The organism is Pelomonas aquatica (genome assembly GCF_026712205.1).
Classification (GTDB): Bacteria; Pseudomonadota; Gammaproteobacteria; order Burkholderiales; family Burkholderiaceae_C; genus Pelomonas; species Pelomonas aquatica.
Window position 1 is genome coordinate 1 of sequence record NZ_JAPPUW010000008.1, and the last position, 15,806, is coordinate 15,806.

General features: G+C 70.9%; 15 protein-coding genes. 13 read left to right on the plus strand and 2 right to left on the minus strand.

Features of this window, described 5'->3' with window-relative positions; translation table 11 throughout:
• Nucleotides 1-120: 120 nt before the first annotated feature.
• Entirely contained in the window at nucleotides 121-1,221 is a 1,101-nt protein-coding gene (gene zapE / locus NYP07_RS09915; protein ID WP_268149890.1) for a cell division protein ZapE, read from the plus strand.
• Nucleotides 1,221-1,805, plus strand: coding sequence for a hypothetical protein (locus tag NYP07_RS09920; protein WP_268149892.1), 585 nt, complete (start codon nucleotides 1,221-1,223; stop codon nucleotides 1,803-1,805). The genes zapE and NYP07_RS09920 overlap by 1 nt, the downstream gene beginning before the upstream one ends.
• Nucleotides 1,806-1,808: 3 nt before the next feature.
• On the opposite strand, the gene NYP07_RS09925 is transcribed toward NYP07_RS09920, so the two are convergent.
• Nucleotides 1,809-2,576, minus strand: a complete 768-nt coding sequence (locus NYP07_RS09925) for a PP2C family protein-serine/threonine phosphatase (RefSeq protein WP_268149894.1) — start codon at nucleotides 2,574-2,576, stop codon at nucleotides 1,809-1,811.
• A gap of 65 nt (nucleotides 2,577-2,641) precedes the next feature.
• Between NYP07_RS09925 and NYP07_RS09930 the strand changes: the two genes are divergently transcribed.
• Both NYP07_RS09930 and NYP07_RS09935 read left to right on the plus strand, forming a co-directional pair.
• The gene (locus NYP07_RS09930; RefSeq protein WP_268149896.1) at nucleotides 2,642-2,845 is read left to right on the plus strand and encodes a YdcH family protein; all 204 of its coding nucleotides are present in this window, start codon (nucleotides 2,642-2,644) and stop codon (nucleotides 2,843-2,845) included.
• On the plus strand, nucleotides 2,832-4,883 hold the full coding sequence (locus tag NYP07_RS09935) for a DNA repair helicase YoaA (protein WP_268149898.1): 2,052 nt from the start codon (nucleotides 2,832-2,834) through the stop codon (nucleotides 4,881-4,883). The genes NYP07_RS09930 and NYP07_RS09935 overlap by 14 nt, the downstream gene beginning before the upstream one ends.
• 18 nt (nucleotides 4,884-4,901) lie before the next feature.
• On the opposite strand, the gene NYP07_RS09940 is transcribed toward NYP07_RS09935, so the two are convergent.
• Nucleotides 4,902-5,717: an outer membrane protein assembly factor BamD gene (locus NYP07_RS09940; RefSeq protein WP_268149900.1), complete on the minus strand. Its 816-nt coding sequence runs from the start codon at nucleotides 5,715-5,717 to the stop codon at nucleotides 4,902-4,904.
• A 43-nt stretch (nucleotides 5,718-5,760) separates the two neighbouring features.
• Between NYP07_RS09940 and NYP07_RS09945 the strand changes: the two genes are divergently transcribed.
• The 9 genes from NYP07_RS09945 (at nucleotide 5,761) to hisS (ending at nucleotide 15,795) form a co-directional block, all read left to right on the plus strand.
• A complete protein-coding gene (locus NYP07_RS09945) occupies nucleotides 5,761-6,783 on the plus strand; it encodes an RluA family pseudouridine synthase (protein WP_268149902.1) in 1,023 nt (340 codons plus the stop codon).
• 252 nt (nucleotides 6,784-7,035) lie between these two features.
• Nucleotides 7,036-7,743 carry an SMC-Scp complex subunit ScpB gene (gene scpB / locus NYP07_RS09950; RefSeq protein WP_268149904.1) on the plus strand — a complete coding sequence of 236 codons (708 nt, stop codon included), beginning with the start codon at nucleotides 7,036-7,038 and terminating at the stop codon, nucleotides 7,741-7,743.
• Nucleotides 7,740-9,728, plus strand: a complete 1,989-nt coding sequence (locus tag NYP07_RS09955) for a pseudouridine synthase (RefSeq protein ID WP_268149906.1) — start codon at nucleotides 7,740-7,742, stop codon at nucleotides 9,726-9,728. Before scpB ends, NYP07_RS09955 begins: the two co-directional genes overlap by 4 nt.
• Before the next feature lie 103 nt (nucleotides 9,729-9,831).
• Complete coding sequence (gene ndk / locus NYP07_RS09960) at nucleotides 9,832-10,260, plus strand: nucleoside-diphosphate kinase (RefSeq protein WP_132574374.1); 429 nt, start codon at nucleotides 9,832-9,834, stop codon at nucleotides 10,258-10,260.
• Nucleotides 10,261-10,388: 128 nt separating this feature from the next.
• Entirely contained in the window at nucleotides 10,389-11,501 is a 1,113-nt protein-coding gene (gene rlmN, locus NYP07_RS09965; protein ID WP_268149909.1) for a dual-specificity RNA methyltransferase RlmN, read from the plus strand.
• Between the two features lie 17 nt (nucleotides 11,502-11,518).
• Nucleotides 11,519-12,301, plus strand: coding sequence for a type IV pilus biogenesis/stability protein PilW (pilW, locus tag NYP07_RS09970; RefSeq protein ID WP_268149911.1), 783 nt, complete (start codon nucleotides 11,519-11,521; stop codon nucleotides 12,299-12,301).
• Between the two features lie 34 nt (nucleotides 12,302-12,335).
• Nucleotides 12,336-13,229: a helix-turn-helix domain-containing protein gene (locus NYP07_RS09975; protein WP_268149913.1), complete on the plus strand. Its 894-nt coding sequence runs from the start codon at nucleotides 12,336-12,338 to the stop codon at nucleotides 13,227-13,229.
• Nucleotides 13,229-14,491, plus strand: coding sequence for a flavodoxin-dependent (E)-4-hydroxy-3-methylbut-2-enyl-diphosphate synthase (gene ispG / locus NYP07_RS09980; RefSeq protein ID WP_268149915.1), 1,263 nt, complete (start codon nucleotides 13,229-13,231; stop codon nucleotides 14,489-14,491). The genes NYP07_RS09975 and ispG overlap by 1 nt, the downstream gene beginning before the upstream one ends.
• On the plus strand, nucleotides 14,488-15,795 hold the full coding sequence (gene hisS, locus NYP07_RS09985) for a histidine--tRNA ligase (RefSeq protein ID WP_268149917.1): 1,308 nt from the start codon (nucleotides 14,488-14,490) through the stop codon (nucleotides 15,793-15,795). Before ispG ends, hisS begins: the two co-directional genes overlap by 4 nt.
• Nucleotides 15,796-15,806 lie beyond the last annotated feature (11 nt).

The window sequence follows — 15,806 nt, forward strand, 5'->3', positions numbered from 1 at the left end:
TGGTCTCGCTGGTGGATACCCACCAGCAACTCCAGCGTTTTACTTGAACCGCCGGATGCGGACCCGCACGTCCGGTGGTGTGAGAGGGCTGAGGGGGCGACCCCTCACCCTACTCGATTGATGACCTCTGTCACCGAGCTTTATCAGCAGACCCTGGCCGAGCGCGGCTTCAAGGCCGACGCCGCGCAGTTGCGCGCCGTTTCGTCGCTGCAGCGCTGCCAGGACGAATGGGCCGCCTACAAGGCCCGCCGCACCAATGCGGTGACCAAGCTGCTGGTGCGCCCGCCCATCCCGCGCGGCGTCTACATGTACGGCGGCGTGGGCCGCGGCAAGAGCTTCCTGATGGACTGCTTCTTCCAGGCCGTGCCGCTGACGCGCAAGACGCGGTTGCACTTCCACGAGTTCATGCGCGAGGTGCACCGCGAGCTGCAGGAGCTCAAGGGCATCGCCGACCCGCTGGACGAGCTGGGCAAGCGCATCGCGCGGCGTTTCCGGCTGATCTGCTTCGACGAGTTCCACGTCGCCGACGTGACCGACGCGATGATCCTGCACCGGCTGCTGGACGCGTTGTTTCGCAACCGCGTGTCCATCGTCACGACGTCCAACTTCCATCCCGACGAGCTCTACCCCAACGGCCTGCACCGCGACCGCATCCTGCCGGCCATAGCGCTGCTGAAGGACCACCTGGAGGTCATCAACGTCGATGCCGGCACGGACTACCGGCGCCGCACGCTGGAGGACATGAACCTCTACCTGACGCCGCTGAACGAGGCTAACGAGGCGGCGCTGGCCCGGGCCTTCGAGTCGCTCGCCGAGGCCCAGGACGAGGACCGCAAGCTGATGATCGAGCACCGCGCGATCCATGCGCGGCGGCGCGCCGGCGGTGTCGTCTGGTTCGACTTTGCAACCCTTTGTGGCGGGCCGCGCTCGCAGAACGACTACCTGGAACTGGCCAGCCAGTTCCACACCGTCATCCTGTCCGACGTGCCCGAGATGCCGGTGCGCCTGGCCAGCGAGGCGCGCCGCTTCACCTGGCTGGTGGACGTGCTCTACGACCGCCGCGTCAAGCTCATCATCTCGGCCGCGGTGGCGGCCGAAGCTCTGTACACCGAGGGTCCGCTGGCCCACGAGTTCCCGCGCACCGTGTCGCGCTTGCAGGAAATGCGCTCGGCGGAGTACCTTGCGCTGGCCCGCCGTGAAGTCGACACATCGCTGACCTGATGACCACCTCCCTCGTTCTTCTGCTGGCCGCCGTGGCGGCTTCGGCCCCGTTGCCGAGCCAGTCGCCCAACCGCGCGGAGGTCGCCGCCCAGCGCGCCGCCATCGAGCAGCGCTTTGCGGGCGAGACCCAGGCCTGCGAGCAGCAGTTCGCCGTCGCCTCCTGCCTGGAGGACGTGCGCCAGCGTCGCCACGCGGCCCTGGCGCCGCTCGTGAAGCGCGAGCACGAACTGGCCGCCGAGGAGCGCCGCGCGCGCGCCCAGGCCCAGGCCCAGCGTGTTCGCGAGCGCGATCTCAACGCGGCCCAGGACGAGGGTCAGCGCCGCGAGCGTGTCGTCGCCGCGCCCCTGCCAGCGGCGCCCGCCTCGCCGGCCTCCCACGCGCCACGGGCCCTCGGCGCCAGCGAGGCCGAGAGCCGGCGCGAGCAGGCCGAGGCCCAGGCCGCTGCGGCCAGGCGCCGCGAGCAGCTGCGGCAGCGCGAGCAAGCCCGGCGCCAGCGCATGGCCGACCACGAGGCGCGCGAGCAGCGCCGGACCAAGCCCGCGGCAGCGCCGCTGCCGCTGCCGGGTGCTTCAGCGCCGCAATAGGCGTCAGTCCAGCACTTCGAGCTTGACGATGGCCAGCGACAGGTTGTCGCCGCCGCCGCGGGCGCGCTGGCGCGCCTTGCTGACCAGCAGCTCGGCCGCCTCGCGCGGCGGCAGGCTGAACAGCACGCTGCCCAGCTCCTGGGCCGTGAAGTAGTGCCAGAGCCCGTCGCTGCAGCACATCAGCGTGTCGCCCACCTCCAGGCCCTCGAAGCGCTCCGAGGTCGAGGTCGGATCCTGCACCGTGCCCAGGCAGGCCGTCAGCAGGTTGCTCTGCGGATGCGAGCTGGCCTCGGCCTCGGTCAACTGGCCTTCGTCGACCAGGCGCTGCACATAGGAGTGGTCCAGCGTGCGCTTCACGAGGCGGGCGCCGCGGAACCAGTAGATGCGCGAGTCGCCGGAGTGGACCCAGTGCATGCAGCGGTCGCTGGTGACGATGAAGCTGGCGATGGTGCTGTGCGGCTCCTCCTCGGCGGAGATGGCCGTCAGCTTGATCATCAGATGCGCCTCGGACGCGATCTGGCCGAGCAGCTCGGCGGGCGATTCGTCCTCGGGCGAGTAGCGCTCGAACAGCTGGCGCGCGGTCAGGATGACCTGGTCGGCCGCCTTGCGGCCACCGCTCTTGCCGCCCATGCCATCGGCCACGATGCCCATCATGCAGCCATCGATGCGCGGGTGGGCGACGACGGCCACCTGGTCCTGCTGATAGGCCCGGTCCCCGCGATGGGTGCCGGTGGCGGCGTTGAGTCGGAATCCTGCGGGGTTGGGCGGCATGCCGAAAACTATACTGGGTCGCCCGCCCTGGCCCCAGCGCGCCCCGCCCTCGTAAACCCCTCCCGATGGATGAACAACTTCACTCGCTGTCGCGGCGGCTCATCGAGTTGCGGATCGAGCATGCCGACCTGGACGCGATGATCGACCGCCTGGTGGAACAGTCGCCCGTGGACGAGCTGGCCCTGCAGCGGCTCAAGAAGCGCCGCCTGGCGCTGCGCGACATGATCGCCCGGCTCGAAACCACCACCGAGCCCGATGACCGAGCCTGACCTGGACGACTGGCTCGACGCCCTCGATCGGGCCACCCCTCCCGCACCGCCCGCCGCCGACGAACTTGCACAGGCCGTCGAGGCCGCCTTCGACGCCGGCGGCCCGCTGGCGCGGCTGGATCCCGGCTACAAGCCGCGCGAGCCCCAGCTGCAGATGAGCCGGGCCGTGGCCCGCGCGCTGAGCCGCCGCCAGGCCCTGGTCGTCGAGGCCGGCACCGGCGTCGGCAAGACCTTCGCCTACCTCGTGCCGGCACTGCTGGCCGGCAGCCGCGCCCTCATCAGCACGGCCACCAAGAGCCTGCAGGACCAGCTCTTCCTGCGCGACCTGCCGCGGCTGACCAAGGCGCTGAACACGCCCGTGCGCCTGGCGCTGCTGAAGGGCCGCGGCAGCTACCTCTGCCTGCATCGCATGAAGGAGGCGCGCGTGTCCGGCGAATTCCCGGACCGCCGCACGGCGCTGTCCCTGGCCCGCATCGAGCGCTGGGCGCTGGGCACCGCGACCGGTGACTTCGCCGAGATCGACGGCCTGGACGAGCGCTCGCCCATCATCCCCATCGTCAGCTCCAGCCGCGAGAACTGCCTGGGCCAGGACTGTCCCGACTGGAAGGCCTGCTACGTCGTGAAGGCGCGGCGCGAGGCCATGGAGGCCGACGTCGTCGTCGTCAACCACCACCTCTTCTTTGCCGACGTGACGCTGCGCGACAGCGGCGTGGCCGAGCTGCTGCCCAGCGTCGAGATCGCCATCTTCGACGAGGCCCACCAACTGGCCGAGGCCGGCGTGCAGTTCCTCGGCACGCTGCTGGGCACGGCCGCGCTGATCGACTTCGCCCGCGACACGCTGGCCCAGGGCCTGGCCCATGCGCGCGGCGTGCACGACTGGCAGGCCCTGCATGCCGGCGTCGAGAAGGCGGCGCGCGAGCTGCGCCTGGCCGCGGCCGGCCCGCTGGCCACGGCGGGGCGCGAATTGCGCGGCACGCTCAAGCTCGGCTGGCGCGAACGCGCGACCCAGCCGGCCTTCGCGGCGGCGCTGGCGGGTGTCGAGCAGGCCACGGCGGCCGCGCTGGAGGCGCTGACCGCCGTGCGCGAATCCTCCCCCGATTTCGCGCGGCTGTGCGAGCGTGCCCAGGAGCTGCGTGATCTCGCCAAGGCCTTCGCCGTCGAGCCCGAGCCGGGCGACGTGCGCTGGATCGACATCAGCCCGCATTCGGCCCGCCTCGTCGAGTCGCCGCTGGACATCCGCGATGCGATGCAGCAGCAGCTCGAAGGTCCACCCAAGGCATGGGTCTTCACGTCGGCCACGCTGGGCGACGACGAGGGCCTGACCTGGTTCACCGAGCCGGCCGGCCTGACCGGCGCCGAGGTGCTGCGCGTCGGCAGCCCCTTCGACTACCCGGGCCATGCGCGGCTCTATGTGCCGCGCGGCTTCCCGAAGCCGGCCGAGCCCAACCACCCGGCCAGCGTCGCGCTGCTGGCCTCGCGGCTGGCGCGCGCGCTGGGGGGCCGCACCTTCGTGCTGACGACGACGCTGCGCAATCTGCAGACCGTGGCCGACGCGCTGCGGGAGCGCTTCGAGGAGGGCGGCGACGCCATCGCCGTGCTGCAGCAGGGCGCGGCGCCCAAGCGCGTGCTGCTGCAGCGCTTCGTCGACAACCCGGCCTCGGTGCTGGTCGGCTCGGCCAGCTTCTGGGAGGGCATCGATGTGCCGGGCGACGCGCTGCAATGCGTCGTCATCGACAAGCTGCCCTTCCCGCCGCCCAACGACCCGCTCGTGGAGGCCCGCGTGAAGCGCCTGGAGGCCGAGGGGCGCAATGCCTTCTCGGAGTATTTCGTTGCCGAGGCGGCCATCGCGCTGAAGCAGGGCGCCGGGCGGCTGATCCGCACCGAGACCGACCGCGGCCTGCTGGTGGTCTGCGACCCGCGCATGGCGGGCATGAACTACGGCCGCCGGCTGCGCGCGGCGCTGCCGCCGATGACGCCCGTCGCCAACGAGGCCGAGGCGCTGGCCTGGTTGCAGCAGCTCAATGAAGAACGGGCCTGACGGCCCGTTCGATTCAGATCACCAGAACTTCCACCAGGCCTTCTTGCGCTTGCCGCCGTTGGAGGCGAACTCGCTGTCGGGGAAGTTCTTGTCCAGCACGCGGCGCGCGTCGTCGCGCAACTGCGTGAGGCCGAGCTGGTCGTAGCTCTCGCCCATGATGTAGAGCGCTTCCTCGATGCCGGGCGCGTGCTGGAACTCGGCGACGGCCGACTGGGCGCGGTTGGCCGCGGCGACATAGGCCTTGCGGTTGAAGTAGTAGCGCGCGACGTGGATCTCGTAGGCGGCCAGCGTGTTGGTGATGAAGTTGACCCGCGTCGTCGCCTCGGCCGCGTACTTGGAGTCGGGGTGTTGTTCGATCAGCTGCCTGAAGGCCAGCAGCGCCTCGCGCGAGGCCTGCTGGTCGCGTTCGGAGACGTCCTGGTGGGCCAGGCGGCCGAACAGGCCCAGATCCTCGTTGAAGTTGACGATGCCCTTCATGTAGAGGGCGTAGTCCATCGCCGGGCTGGAGGGGTTGAGCTTGATGAAGCGATCCAGCGTCGCGATGGCCTGTGCGCGCTCGCCGGTCTTGTAGTTGGCCCAGGCCAGGTCCAGCGTGGCCTGCTGGCCCATCGTCGTGCCGGCGGCGCGGCCCTCGATCTTCTCGAGCGACTTGATGGCGCGGTCGTAGCTGCCGGAGTTCAGGTCGTCCTTGGCGTCTGCATACAATTTGTCGAGCGCCGCCTGGGAGTTCGGGTCGTCCTTGGACGTGGAACCGCAGCCGCTCAGGCCAAGCGCGGCGGCCATCATGAAGGCGCCCAGCAGGGTGCGGCCGGCCTTGAAATTCTCAACAAACATGTCTGAAGTCGGGGTGGCGATGCCGGCCCTGTCACACTGAACAATGGGCGCGAAGTATAGGGCGGGGGGTCTCGACGACCCGGAAGACGAGGCCGGCGAGGATGCCGCCACCGAGGACGCGCCGGAGCGCCGCATGGCCGAGGTCGATGCCGCGGGCCATGGCGAGCGCCTGGACCGCTGGCTGACGGGCCTGGCGCCCGAGTTCTCGCGCAACCATCTGCAGTCGCTGATCGAGCGCGGCTGCGTGGCGGTGGATGGCCGCGCGCTGCAGAAGGCGGCCCACAAGCTGCGCGCCGGCCAGCGCGTCGAGGTCGAGCTGCAGCCCACCGACGAGAGCCGCGCCTTCCGCGCCGAGGCGATGGTGCTGGATCTCGCCTTCGAGGACGAGCACCTGCTGGTCGTCGACAAGCCGGCCGGCCTGGTCGTGCATCCGGCGGCGGGCAACTGGTCGGGCACGCTGATGAACGGCCTGCTGGCGCACCACCCCGCGGCGGCCGGCCTGCCGCGCGCCGGCATCGTGCACCGGCTGGACAAGGACACCAGCGGCCTGATGGTCGTCGGCAAGACGCTGGAGGCCGTGACCGCGCTGACCCGCCAGATCGCGGCGCGCGAGGTGCACCGCGAGTACCTGGCCCTGGCCTGGGGGCGGGTCGACGAGGCCTTCGTCGTCGAGAAGGCACTGCGCCGCGACCCGGTGTCGCGCGTGAAGATGGCCGTGGCGCCCGCCAACCTCGGCAAGCCGGCGCGCACCGATGTCTTCCCGCTCGGCGTCGGCCTCGTCGAGAACGGGGGGCAGGGCCGGCCCGTCAGCGCCGTGCACTGCGTGCTGCACACCGGCCGCACTCACCAGATCCGCGTGCACCTGATGCACAGCGGCCACCCGCTGCTGGCCGACGCGCTGTACGGCGGCGCGCCGGCGCTGGGGCTGGCGCGCCAGGCCCTGCATGCGGCGCGGCTGGGCTTCACGCACCCGATCACCGGCGAGGCCATCACGCTGGCGGCGCCGCTGCCCGCCGACATGGCCGCGGCCTGGGCGCAAGTCGGTGCCGCCGGCCTGCCCGACTGACGAGGCTACAATACGCCCAGGTTGTCGTGCCTGAGCGCTGTTGTCCGAAGTGGCTGCAGCCCGTCGCGGGATCGAAGTCCTCCCGGAAGCCGCCAACCCCCGCAGGCGCATCCGCCTGGCCCGTTGAAGGCCACAGGCCGCGCCCAGTGCAAGCAAAGACCCGCCCCGCCCGCCTGACGAACGCTTGATCGAAAGCGTCCAGACCCGGGGCAACGCCAGAGCTCTACCCATTGAGGGTGCGAAGTTGAGTTCATGAATACCCAGGATGCCAAGCGCGTCCTTGAAACCGCGCTGATCTGTGCCTCGCAGCCGCTGACGCTGCGCGAGATGCGCAGCCTGTTCGCCGACGAGCTCGGCGCCGACAGCCTGCGCGGCCTGCTCGACGAGCTGGGCCGCGACTGGGACGGTCGCGGCGTGGAGCTGGTCGCGCTGGCCTCGGGCTGGCGCTTCCAGAGCCGGCCCGAGCTGCGCGAGTACCTCGACCGGCTGCACCCCGAGAAGCCGCCGCGCTACTCGCGTGCCGTGCTGGAGACGCTGGCCATCATTGCCTACCGCCAGCCGGTCACGCGCGGCGACATCGAGGACATCCGTGGCGTCGTCGTCGCGAGCCAGATCGTCAAGCAGCTCGAAGACCGCGGCTGGATCGAGGCCATCGGCCACCGCGAGACGCCGGGCCGCCCGGCGCTGTATGCGACGACCAAGGCCTTTCTCGACGACCTGGGCCTGGCCAGCCTGGAGCAGCTGCCGGCGCTTGACGTCGGCAGCGAACCGCCGGCCTTCGAGGCGCTGCAAGGCCGGCTGCTCGATGCGCCCGCCGAACACGCGCCGGCCGTGGAAAACGCCGCCGAGGCGGCCGCCACGCCGAGCCTGTTCGGCGCCGACGGCACGCCCGCCATTCCCAATCCCGATCCCGCCGACCCCAGCGACCCGCCCCCACAACCCCAGCCCGAATCCGCATGAACGACGCCGCCGACCAAGACAAGCCCCTGCCTCCCGCCGCTGACGCCGAGGCGCCCGCCGCGCCCAAGCGCCGCCGCGCGCCGGCCAAGGCCGCAGCCGAGGCTGCGCCCGAAACGGCCGAGGCCGCCGAGGCGGCCGTGCCGGTGAAGCGGACGCGCCGCAAGGCCGCCGACGAGGTGGCCGCCGAAGCCGCTGCCACCGAAGTGGTGGCTGCTCCGGCCGAGGATGCACCGGCTCCGGCCCGCAAGCGCGCGCCGCGCAAGACGGCCGCAGCGGCTGCCGAGGCCATCGAGGCCTCCGAGTCGGTGGCCGTCGCCCAGCCCGCCCCCATCTTCACGCTCGCCGACGAGGCGCCGGCCGAACCGGCGCGAGATGCCGGCGCTGCGGAAGAAGAGGGCGGGGATGGCGAGGGCGATGCGGGCGAGGATGGCGAACGGGGCGGCCGCCGCAACCGCCGGCGCAACCGCAAGGAGCGCGCAGAGCGCCAGGCGGATGGGCAGGCGGTGGCCGGCGCTGCGGGCGAGCTGCCCGGTCCGGCGCTGGCGCCGGAGCTGGTCGAAGCCGCGGGCGCGCGCTTTGCCGATGTGCTGTCGGGCAGCCTGGATGCCGAGTCCGAAGGCCCGGCCGGCGAGCCGCCGCAGCTGCGGCCCGAACCCGTCGCTGCCGACGGCGACGAGGCCGAGGCGGGCGACGGCGATGGCGAGGGCGAGGGCGAGGGCAGGCGCGTGCTGGCCCCCGATGCCGATGCGCCCAAGCTGCAGAAGGTGCTGGCCCAGGCCGGCATCGGCTCGCGCCGCGACATCGAGGACTGGATCGCCGACGGCAAGATCGAGGTCAACGGCGAGGTCGCCCATGTCGGCCAGCGCATCTCCTTCGGCGACCGTGTGCGCGTCAACGGCAAGGAGGTGCGCGTGCGCATCTCGCCGCCCAGCCCGCGCATCCTGGCCTACCACAAGCCCACCGGCGAGGTCTCGACCTTCAACGACCCCGAGGGCCGCCCGACCGTGTTCCGCACGCTGCCGCGCGTGCAGGGCCAGAAGTGGCAGTCCGTCGGCCGTCTGGACATCAACACCGAAGGCCTGCTGCTGTTCACGAACTCCGGCGAGCTGGCCAACCAGCTGATGCACCCGCGCTTTGGCGTCGAGCGCGAGTACGCGGCCCGCGTGCTGGGCTCGCTGAGCGACGAGCAGCGCGCCAGGCTGCTGGAGGGCGTCGGCGTCGACGGCCAGACGGCGTCCTTCAAGAGCATCGAGGACGGCGGCGGCGAGGGCGCCAACCGCTGGTACCGCGTCGTCATCACCGAAGGCCGCAACCGCGAGGTGCGCAAGCTCTTCGAGGCGGTCGGCATGGTGGTCAGCCGCCTGATCCGCATCCGCTACGGCACCGTCGTGCTGCCGCGCGGCTTGAAGCGCGGCGTCTGGGTCGAACTGGGCGACGACGACGTGCGCGTCATCCGCCGCCTGGCGGGCCATACGTCCAATAGCGGCCAAGGTCTGCAGCAGGGCCAAGGCCAGGGCAGGGGCCAGCAGCAGGGCGGCAAGAACGAGCGCAACAACCGCCGCGCCGACGGCCGCCACGCCGGCGTCGGCCCGCGCCCGAGCCGCCCGCCCGAGCCCCAGCAGCCGCGCCCGCCGCGCGAGGAGCGCGTGCAGCGCCGTGACGACGACGAGGATGACGACGGCTTCATCCCGCACCACATCAACCCGCTGGAGCAGACCTTCGACCGCCGCCATGCGACGGGCGGCAAGCGCGGCATCCCGCAGGGCTTCGGCGCCGGCGGCAGCCAGCAGGCCAGCCACAAGCCCGCCAAGGGCGGCAACAAGGGCGGCCCGCGCGAGCCCGATCCGATGCAGACCTCCATGGGCTATATCGGCGGCGACGCCTATCTGCGCCGTGGCGGCGGCGGTGGTGGTGGCCGCGGCGGCAAGGGCGGCGGCGGCGGTGGTGGCCGTTCGGGCGGCGGTTTCGGCGGCCGGCACCGCTGAGACGAGGCCGAGGCCGCGAAACCCGGGTGGATGACGCAATCAGGGTCATCCCTGCCCGCTACAATCGCAGGCTTTGTCCAGTACGCCCCATCAGGAGAACACCATGGCGATCGAAACCACCCTGTCCATCATCAAGCCCGATGCCGTGGCGAAGAACGTCATCGGCCAGATCTACGCCCGCTTCGAAGCCGCCGGCCTGAAGGTCGTCGCTGCCAAGATGGTTCACCTGTCGCGCGTCGAGGCCGAGCAGTTCTACGCCGTCCACAAGGCCCGCCCCTTCTTCAACGACCTGGTCAACTTCATGATCTCCGGCCCGGTCATGATCCAGGCCCTGCAAGGCGAAGGCGCCATCCTGAAGAACCGTGACCTGATGGGCGCCACCGACCCGAAGAAGGCCGAGAAGGGCACCATCCGCGCCGACTTCGCCGACAGCATCGACGCCAACGCGGTGCACGGCTCCGACGCTGCCGAGACGGCCGCCGTCGAAGTGGCCTTCTTCTTCCCCGGCATGAACGTCTACTCGGGTCGCTGATCGAGCCCACCCCTACCGGCTGACGCCGGCCCCTCAAGGGGCACTGCTAGCGGCCTGGCAAAGCCAGTTCCGCTGCAGTCGCTAAGTAAGACACTAGCCGGCGACGGTGGGGCGCTTGGAGATTGCAAATGGATACGGTCAACCTGCTGGGATTCGATCTGCCAGGCTTGGCCGCCTACTGCGAGCAACTGGGCGAAAAGAAATTCCGTGCGACCCAGCTGTTCCGCTGGATCCACCAGAAGGGCGCGTCGGACTTCGAGCAGATGTCCGACCTCGCCAAGTCGCTGCGCGAGAAGCTCGGCGGCCGGGCACGCGTCCAGGCCCTGGACGTCATTTCCGAACACGTCTCGGCGGATGGCACGATCAAGTGGCTGTTCGATGTCGGCGCAGGCAATGCGGTCGAGGCGGTCTTCATCCCCGAGGACGACCGCGGCACGCTGTGCATCTCCAGCCAGGCCGGTTGCGCGGTGGGCTGCCGCTTCTGCTCGACCGGCCACCAGGGCTTCAGCCGCAACCTGACGACGGCCGAGATCGTCGCCCAGCTGTGGTTTGCCGAGCATTCGCTGCGCAGGCGCCAGAACACGGACGAACGGGTGATCTCGAACGTCGTGATGATGGGCATGGGCGAGCCGCTGCAGAACTACGACCAGCTCGTGCCGGCGCTCAGGACCATGCTGGACGACCACGGCTACGGCCTCAGCCGCCGCCGCGTGACGGTCTCGACCTCGGGCGTCGTGCCGATGATCGACCGGCTGCGCGAGGACTGCCCCGTCGCGCTGGCCGTCAGCCTGCACGCCCCCACCGACCCGCTGCGCGACCAGCTCGTGCCGCTGAACAAGAAATACCCCATCGCCGAGCTGCTAGCCGCCTGCAAGCGCTACCTCGAGAAGGCGCCGCGCGACTTCATCACCTTCGAATACTGCATGCTGCAGGAGGTGAACGACTCGCCCGAGCGGGCTCGGGAACTCGTCAGGCTGCTCAAGAACAAGATCAGTTGCAAGATCAACCTGATCCCGTTCAACCCCTTCCCGGCCTCGGGCCTGACGCGCAGCACGAATGCGCGCGTGCAGGCCTTTGCCGAGGTGCTGATCCAGGCCGGCATCGTGACGACGGTGCGCAAGACCCGTGGCGACGACATCGACGCCGCCTGCGGCCAGCTGGCCGGCGAGGTGCAGGACCGCACCCGCGCGCATATCCGCATGGTCAGGGCGCCGGTGAACGTGGCCAAATCCGCCGGATGACCACTGCCGAGACACCGATGAAGCGACTGCTGCCCGTCCTGGTTTCCGTGCTGCTTGCCGCCTGCGCCAACACGGGCACGGCCCCGGCCGCCGACCACGAGATCAAGACCGACTCCGACCAGACCGACGCCGACCGCCGCGCCGGCATCCGCCTCGAACTGGCCCAGGGCTATTTCTCGCGCGGCCAGTTCAGCACCTCGCTGGACGAGCTCAAGCTCGCACTGCAGGCCAAGCCCGACATGCGCGAGGCCGTGAACCTGCGCGGCCTGGTCTATGCGGCCATGGGCGAGAACCAGCTCGCCGAGGAGGCCTTCCGCCGCGCGCTGGCCGTCTACCCCAAAGACCCCGACACGCTGCACAACTACGGCTGGTTCACGTGCCAGCAGCAGCGCTGGCCCACGGCGGACGCGCTGTTCGACCAGGCCCTGGCGCAGCCAACCTACCGCGCGCCCGCCCGCACGCTGCTGGCCAAGGGCGTCTGCGAGGCCCGCTCCGGCCGCATGCTGGTGGCCGAGAAGACGCTGGCCCGCGCCTTCGAGCTCGACGCCGGCAACCCTGCCATCGCGGTCAACCTGTCCGAGGTGCTGTTCCGCAACAACGAGCTGGAGCGCGCGCGCTTCTATGTGAAGCGGGTCAACGAGCAGCCCGAGCAGGTCAATGCGCAGAGCCTGTGGCTGCAGCTGCGCATCGAGCGCCGGCTCGGCAATGCCAGCACGGTCGATGAGCTCGCCCAGCAGCTGCGCCGCAAATACCCGCAGACGCCCGAGACCCAGGCGCTGGACGCCGGTCGCTACGACTGACAGCCGCCGCCGCGGCGACAACAAGAACGAGACGATGGAACCCATCCCAGAGGGTCGTGCCAGTGAACGCAGTGCCAGCAGTGCAGGCGCCTGGCTGAGGAATGCGCGCCAGCAGCGCGGCCTGCACATCGCGGCCCTGGCCGTCATGCTGAAGGTGCCCCAGGCCAAGCTGGAGGCGCTGGAGGCCGACCGCTTCGACGAGCTGCCCGACGCCACGTTCGCGCGCGCGCTGGCCACAGCCATGTGCCGCGCGCTCAAGGTCGACCCGGCGCCCGTGCTGGCCCTGCTGCCGCGCACCCGCACGAGCGAGTTCGACGTGCCGCCGGGCCTGAACCAGCCTTTCCGCGAGCGCGGCGCCGGCGCCATCGACGGCGGCGTGCTGGCCCTGCTGGCCCGGCCGGTCGTCTGGGGCCCGCTGCTGCTGCTGATCGCCGCCGCGGCGGTCTACTGGATCCCGGCCGGCTGGCTGCCCGAGCGCGGCGCGGCGGCGCCGGCCGCGTCCGCGGTCGTCGCCGCCAGCGCCCCGCCAACGGAATTCGTTGCCGCGCCGCCCGCGGTGTCGGCGCCCGAGGAGGCCGGCTCGGCAGCCGCTGCCGCGCCGCTGCCGGTCGCATCGGCGCCGCTGCAGGTCCGCGACGTCGCGCCGCCGCCGGCCGTCGCCCAGCCGGCCTCGGCGCCCGTCGTGCCCGAGGGCCAGGCGCTGCGCATCACGGCCAGCGCAGAGAGCTGGGTCGAGGTCGTCGACGCCAAGGGCCAGGTGCTGGTCTCGCGCGTGCTGCGCCAGGGCGAGCAGCAGGAATTCGGCGGTGCCGCGCCTTACAGGCTGCGCGTCGGCAACGTCGGCGGCACCCGCGTCGAATGGCGCGGCGCGCCGGTCGACCTGAACGCCCGCGCCAGCAACAACGTCGCGCGTCTGGAGTTGAATTGATGAGCGAAACGATCATTCCCGCAGCCATGCCGGCACCGCGCCGCAGCCGCCAGGCCCGCGTGGCCTGGGGCAGTCGCGTCGTCACCGTCGGCGGCGACGCGCCGGTGCGCGTGCAGTCCATGACCAACACCGACACGGTGGACGCCATTGGCACGGCCATCCAGGTCAAGGAACTGGCCATCGCCGGCTCGGAGATGGTGCGCATCACCGTCAACACGCCCGAGGCGGCCGAGCAGGTGCCCTATATCCGCGAGCAGCTCGACCGCATGGGCATCGACGTGCCGCTGGTGGGCGACTTCCACTACAACGGCCACCGCCTGCTGACCGAGCACCCGGCCATGGCCCGGGCACTGTCCAAATACCGCATCAACCCCGGCAACGTCGGCAAGGGCGAGAAGAAGGACAGGCAGTTCGCGCAGATGATCGAGGCGGCGATGACCTACGACAAGGTTGTGCGCATCGGCGTCAACTGGGGCAGCCTGGACCAGGAGCTGCTCGCGCAGTTCATGGACGAGAACGCCCGGCGCCAACAGCCCTGGGACGCCAAGCCGGTCATGTATCAGGCCCTCGTCGAGTCGGCGCTGACCTCGGCCGGCTATGCCCGCGAGCTGGGCATGAACCCGGACAACATCATCATCAGCTGCAAGGTCAGCGGCGTGCAGGACCTGATCTCGGTCTACCGCGAGCTGGCACGACGCTGCGACTATGCGCTGCACCTGGGTCTGACCGAAGCCGGCATGGGCACCAAGGGCACCGTCGCTTCGTCCGTGGCACTCGGCATCCTGGCCCAGGAAGGCATAGGCGACACCATCCGCGTCAGCCTCACGCCGCAGCCGGGCGAGTCGCGCACCCAGGAAGTCGTCGTCGCGCTGGAGATCCTGCAGGCCCTGGGCCTGCGCCATTTCAACCCCAGCGTGACGGCCTGCCCCGGCTGCGGCCGCACCACCAGCACCACCTTCCAGGAGCTGGCCAAGCAGATCGACGACTTCCTGCGCCTGCAGATGCCGGTCTGGCGCGGCAAATACCCGGGCGTCGAGGAGATGAAGGTGGCCGTCATGGGCTGCATCGTCAACGGCCCCGGCGAGAGCAAGCATGCCGACATCGGCATCAGCCTGCCCGGCACCGGCGAGGCGCCGGCGGCGCCCGTCTTCATCGACGGCGAGAAGGCCGTGACGCTGCGCGGCGACAACATCGCGCAGGAGTTCCACGCGCTGGTCGAGCACTACATCGAGAAGCGCTTCGGCGCGACGGCTACCGCATGAGTGACAACAGGAAGGTCCAGCCGCTGCAGGCGGTGAAGGGCATGAACGACATCCTGCCGCCGGAATCGGCGCGCTGGGAGGCGCTGGAAGCCACGATGCGCGGTGTGCTGCAGCGCTACGGCTACAGCAATGTGCGCGTGCCCATCGTCGAGCCGACGGCGCTGTTCGTGCGCGGCATCGGCGAGGTGACGGACATCGTCGAGAAGGAGATGTACGCCTTCGAGGACCGCGCCGACAAGCACGGCCAGGCCGAGCACCTGACGCTGCGCCCCGAGGGCACGGCCGGCGTCGTGCGGGCCATGATCGAGCACAGCTATCTGCGCGACAGCCCGCGCCGGCTCTACTACGTCGGCCCCATGTTCCGCCGCGAGAAGCCGCAGAAGGGCCGCTACCGCCAGTTCCACCAGATGGGCATCGAGGCGCTGGGCTTTGCCGGCCCCGACGTCGATGCCGAGGTCATCCTGCTGGCGCGCACGCTGTGGCGCGAACTGGGCCTGAAGGAGGGCGAGGACGTCTCGCTGGAGATCAACTGCCTGGGCCAGCCGGACGAGCGCGCCGCCCACCGTGCCGCGCTGATCGCCTACCTGGAGCAGCACCGGGACGTGCTCGACGAGGAGGCCCAGCGCCGCATGTACGCCAACCCGCTGCGCGTGCTGGACACCAAGAACCCCGCCATGCAGGCCATGGCCGAAGGGGCGCCGAAGCTGCTGGACTTCCTTGGTGCGGAGTCGCTGGCCCACTTCAACGGCGTGAAGGCGCTGCTGGATGCGGTCGGCCTGGCCTATCGCATCAACCCGCGCCTGGTGCGTGGGCTGGACTACTACAACCTCACCGTCTTCGAGTGGGTCACCGACAAGCTGGGCGCGCAGGGCACCGTCTGCGCCGGCGGCCGCTACGACGGCCTCGTCGAGCAGCTCGGCGGCAAGGCCACGCCGGCCGTGGGCTTCGGCATGGGCCTGGAACGGCTGCTGCTGCTGCTGGAGACGCTGGGCCTGCAGTCGCCCGCCGCGGCACCGGACGCCTACGCCATCGTGCCCGACCCGGCCGAGCTGCCGCGCATCCTGCCCACGCTGGAAGCGCTGCGCGCCGAAGGCGTCGCCGTGCAGATGCACGCCGGCGGCGGCTCGTTCAAGTCGCAGTTCAAGAAGGCCGACGCCTCCGGCGCGCGCTTCGCGCTGGTCTTCGGCGGCGACGAGCTCGCGCGCGGCGAGGTCGGCCTGAAGTCCCTGCGCACCGGCGCCGAACAGGTCGGCCGCTCCCTCGCCTCGGTGGCCGACTGGGCCGCCGAACTCCGCACCGCATAATCCCGGGCCCT

Coding starts and splice junctions, on each gene's coding strand:
- NYP07_RS09935 (WP_268149898.1), top strand. CDS start 2,832: ATGACCGAGCCTGACCTGGACGACTGGCTCGACGCCCTCGATCGGGCC.
- NYP07_RS09940 (WP_268149900.1), bottom strand. CDS start 5,717: ATGTTTGTTGAGAATTTCAAGGCCGGCCGCACCCTGCTGGGCGCCTTC.
- NYP07_RS09920 (WP_268149892.1), top strand. CDS start 1,221: ATGACCACCTCCCTCGTTCTTCTGCTGGCCGCCGTGGCGGCTTCGGCC.
- ispG (WP_268149915.1), top strand. CDS start 13,229: ATGAGCGAAACGATCATTCCCGCAGCCATGCCGGCACCGCGCCGCAGC.
- NYP07_RS09930 (WP_268149896.1), top strand. CDS start 2,642: ATGGATGAACAACTTCACTCGCTGTCGCGGCGGCTCATCGAGTTGCGG.
- NYP07_RS09955 (WP_268149906.1), top strand. CDS start 7,740: ATGAACGACGCCGCCGACCAAGACAAGCCCCTGCCTCCCGCCGCTGAC.
- scpB (WP_268149904.1), top strand. CDS start 7,036: ATGAATACCCAGGATGCCAAGCGCGTCCTTGAAACCGCGCTGATCTGT.
- rlmN (WP_268149909.1), top strand. CDS start 10,389: ATGGATACGGTCAACCTGCTGGGATTCGATCTGCCAGGCTTGGCCGCC.
- NYP07_RS09925 (WP_268149894.1), bottom strand. CDS start 2,576: ATGCCGCCCAACCCCGCAGGATTCCGACTCAACGCCGCCACCGGCACC.
- hisS (WP_268149917.1), top strand. CDS start 14,488: ATGAGTGACAACAGGAAGGTCCAGCCGCTGCAGGCGGTGAAGGGCATG.
- pilW (WP_268149911.1), top strand. CDS start 11,519: ATGAAGCGACTGCTGCCCGTCCTGGTTTCCGTGCTGCTTGCCGCCTGC.
- ndk (WP_132574374.1), top strand. CDS start 9,832: ATGGCGATCGAAACCACCCTGTCCATCATCAAGCCCGATGCCGTGGCG.
- NYP07_RS09975 (WP_268149913.1), top strand. CDS start 12,336: ATGGAACCCATCCCAGAGGGTCGTGCCAGTGAACGCAGTGCCAGCAGT.
- zapE (WP_268149890.1), top strand. CDS start 121: ATGACCTCTGTCACCGAGCTTTATCAGCAGACCCTGGCCGAGCGCGGC.
- NYP07_RS09945 (WP_268149902.1), top strand. CDS start 5,761: ATGGGCGCGAAGTATAGGGCGGGGGGTCTCGACGACCCGGAAGACGAG.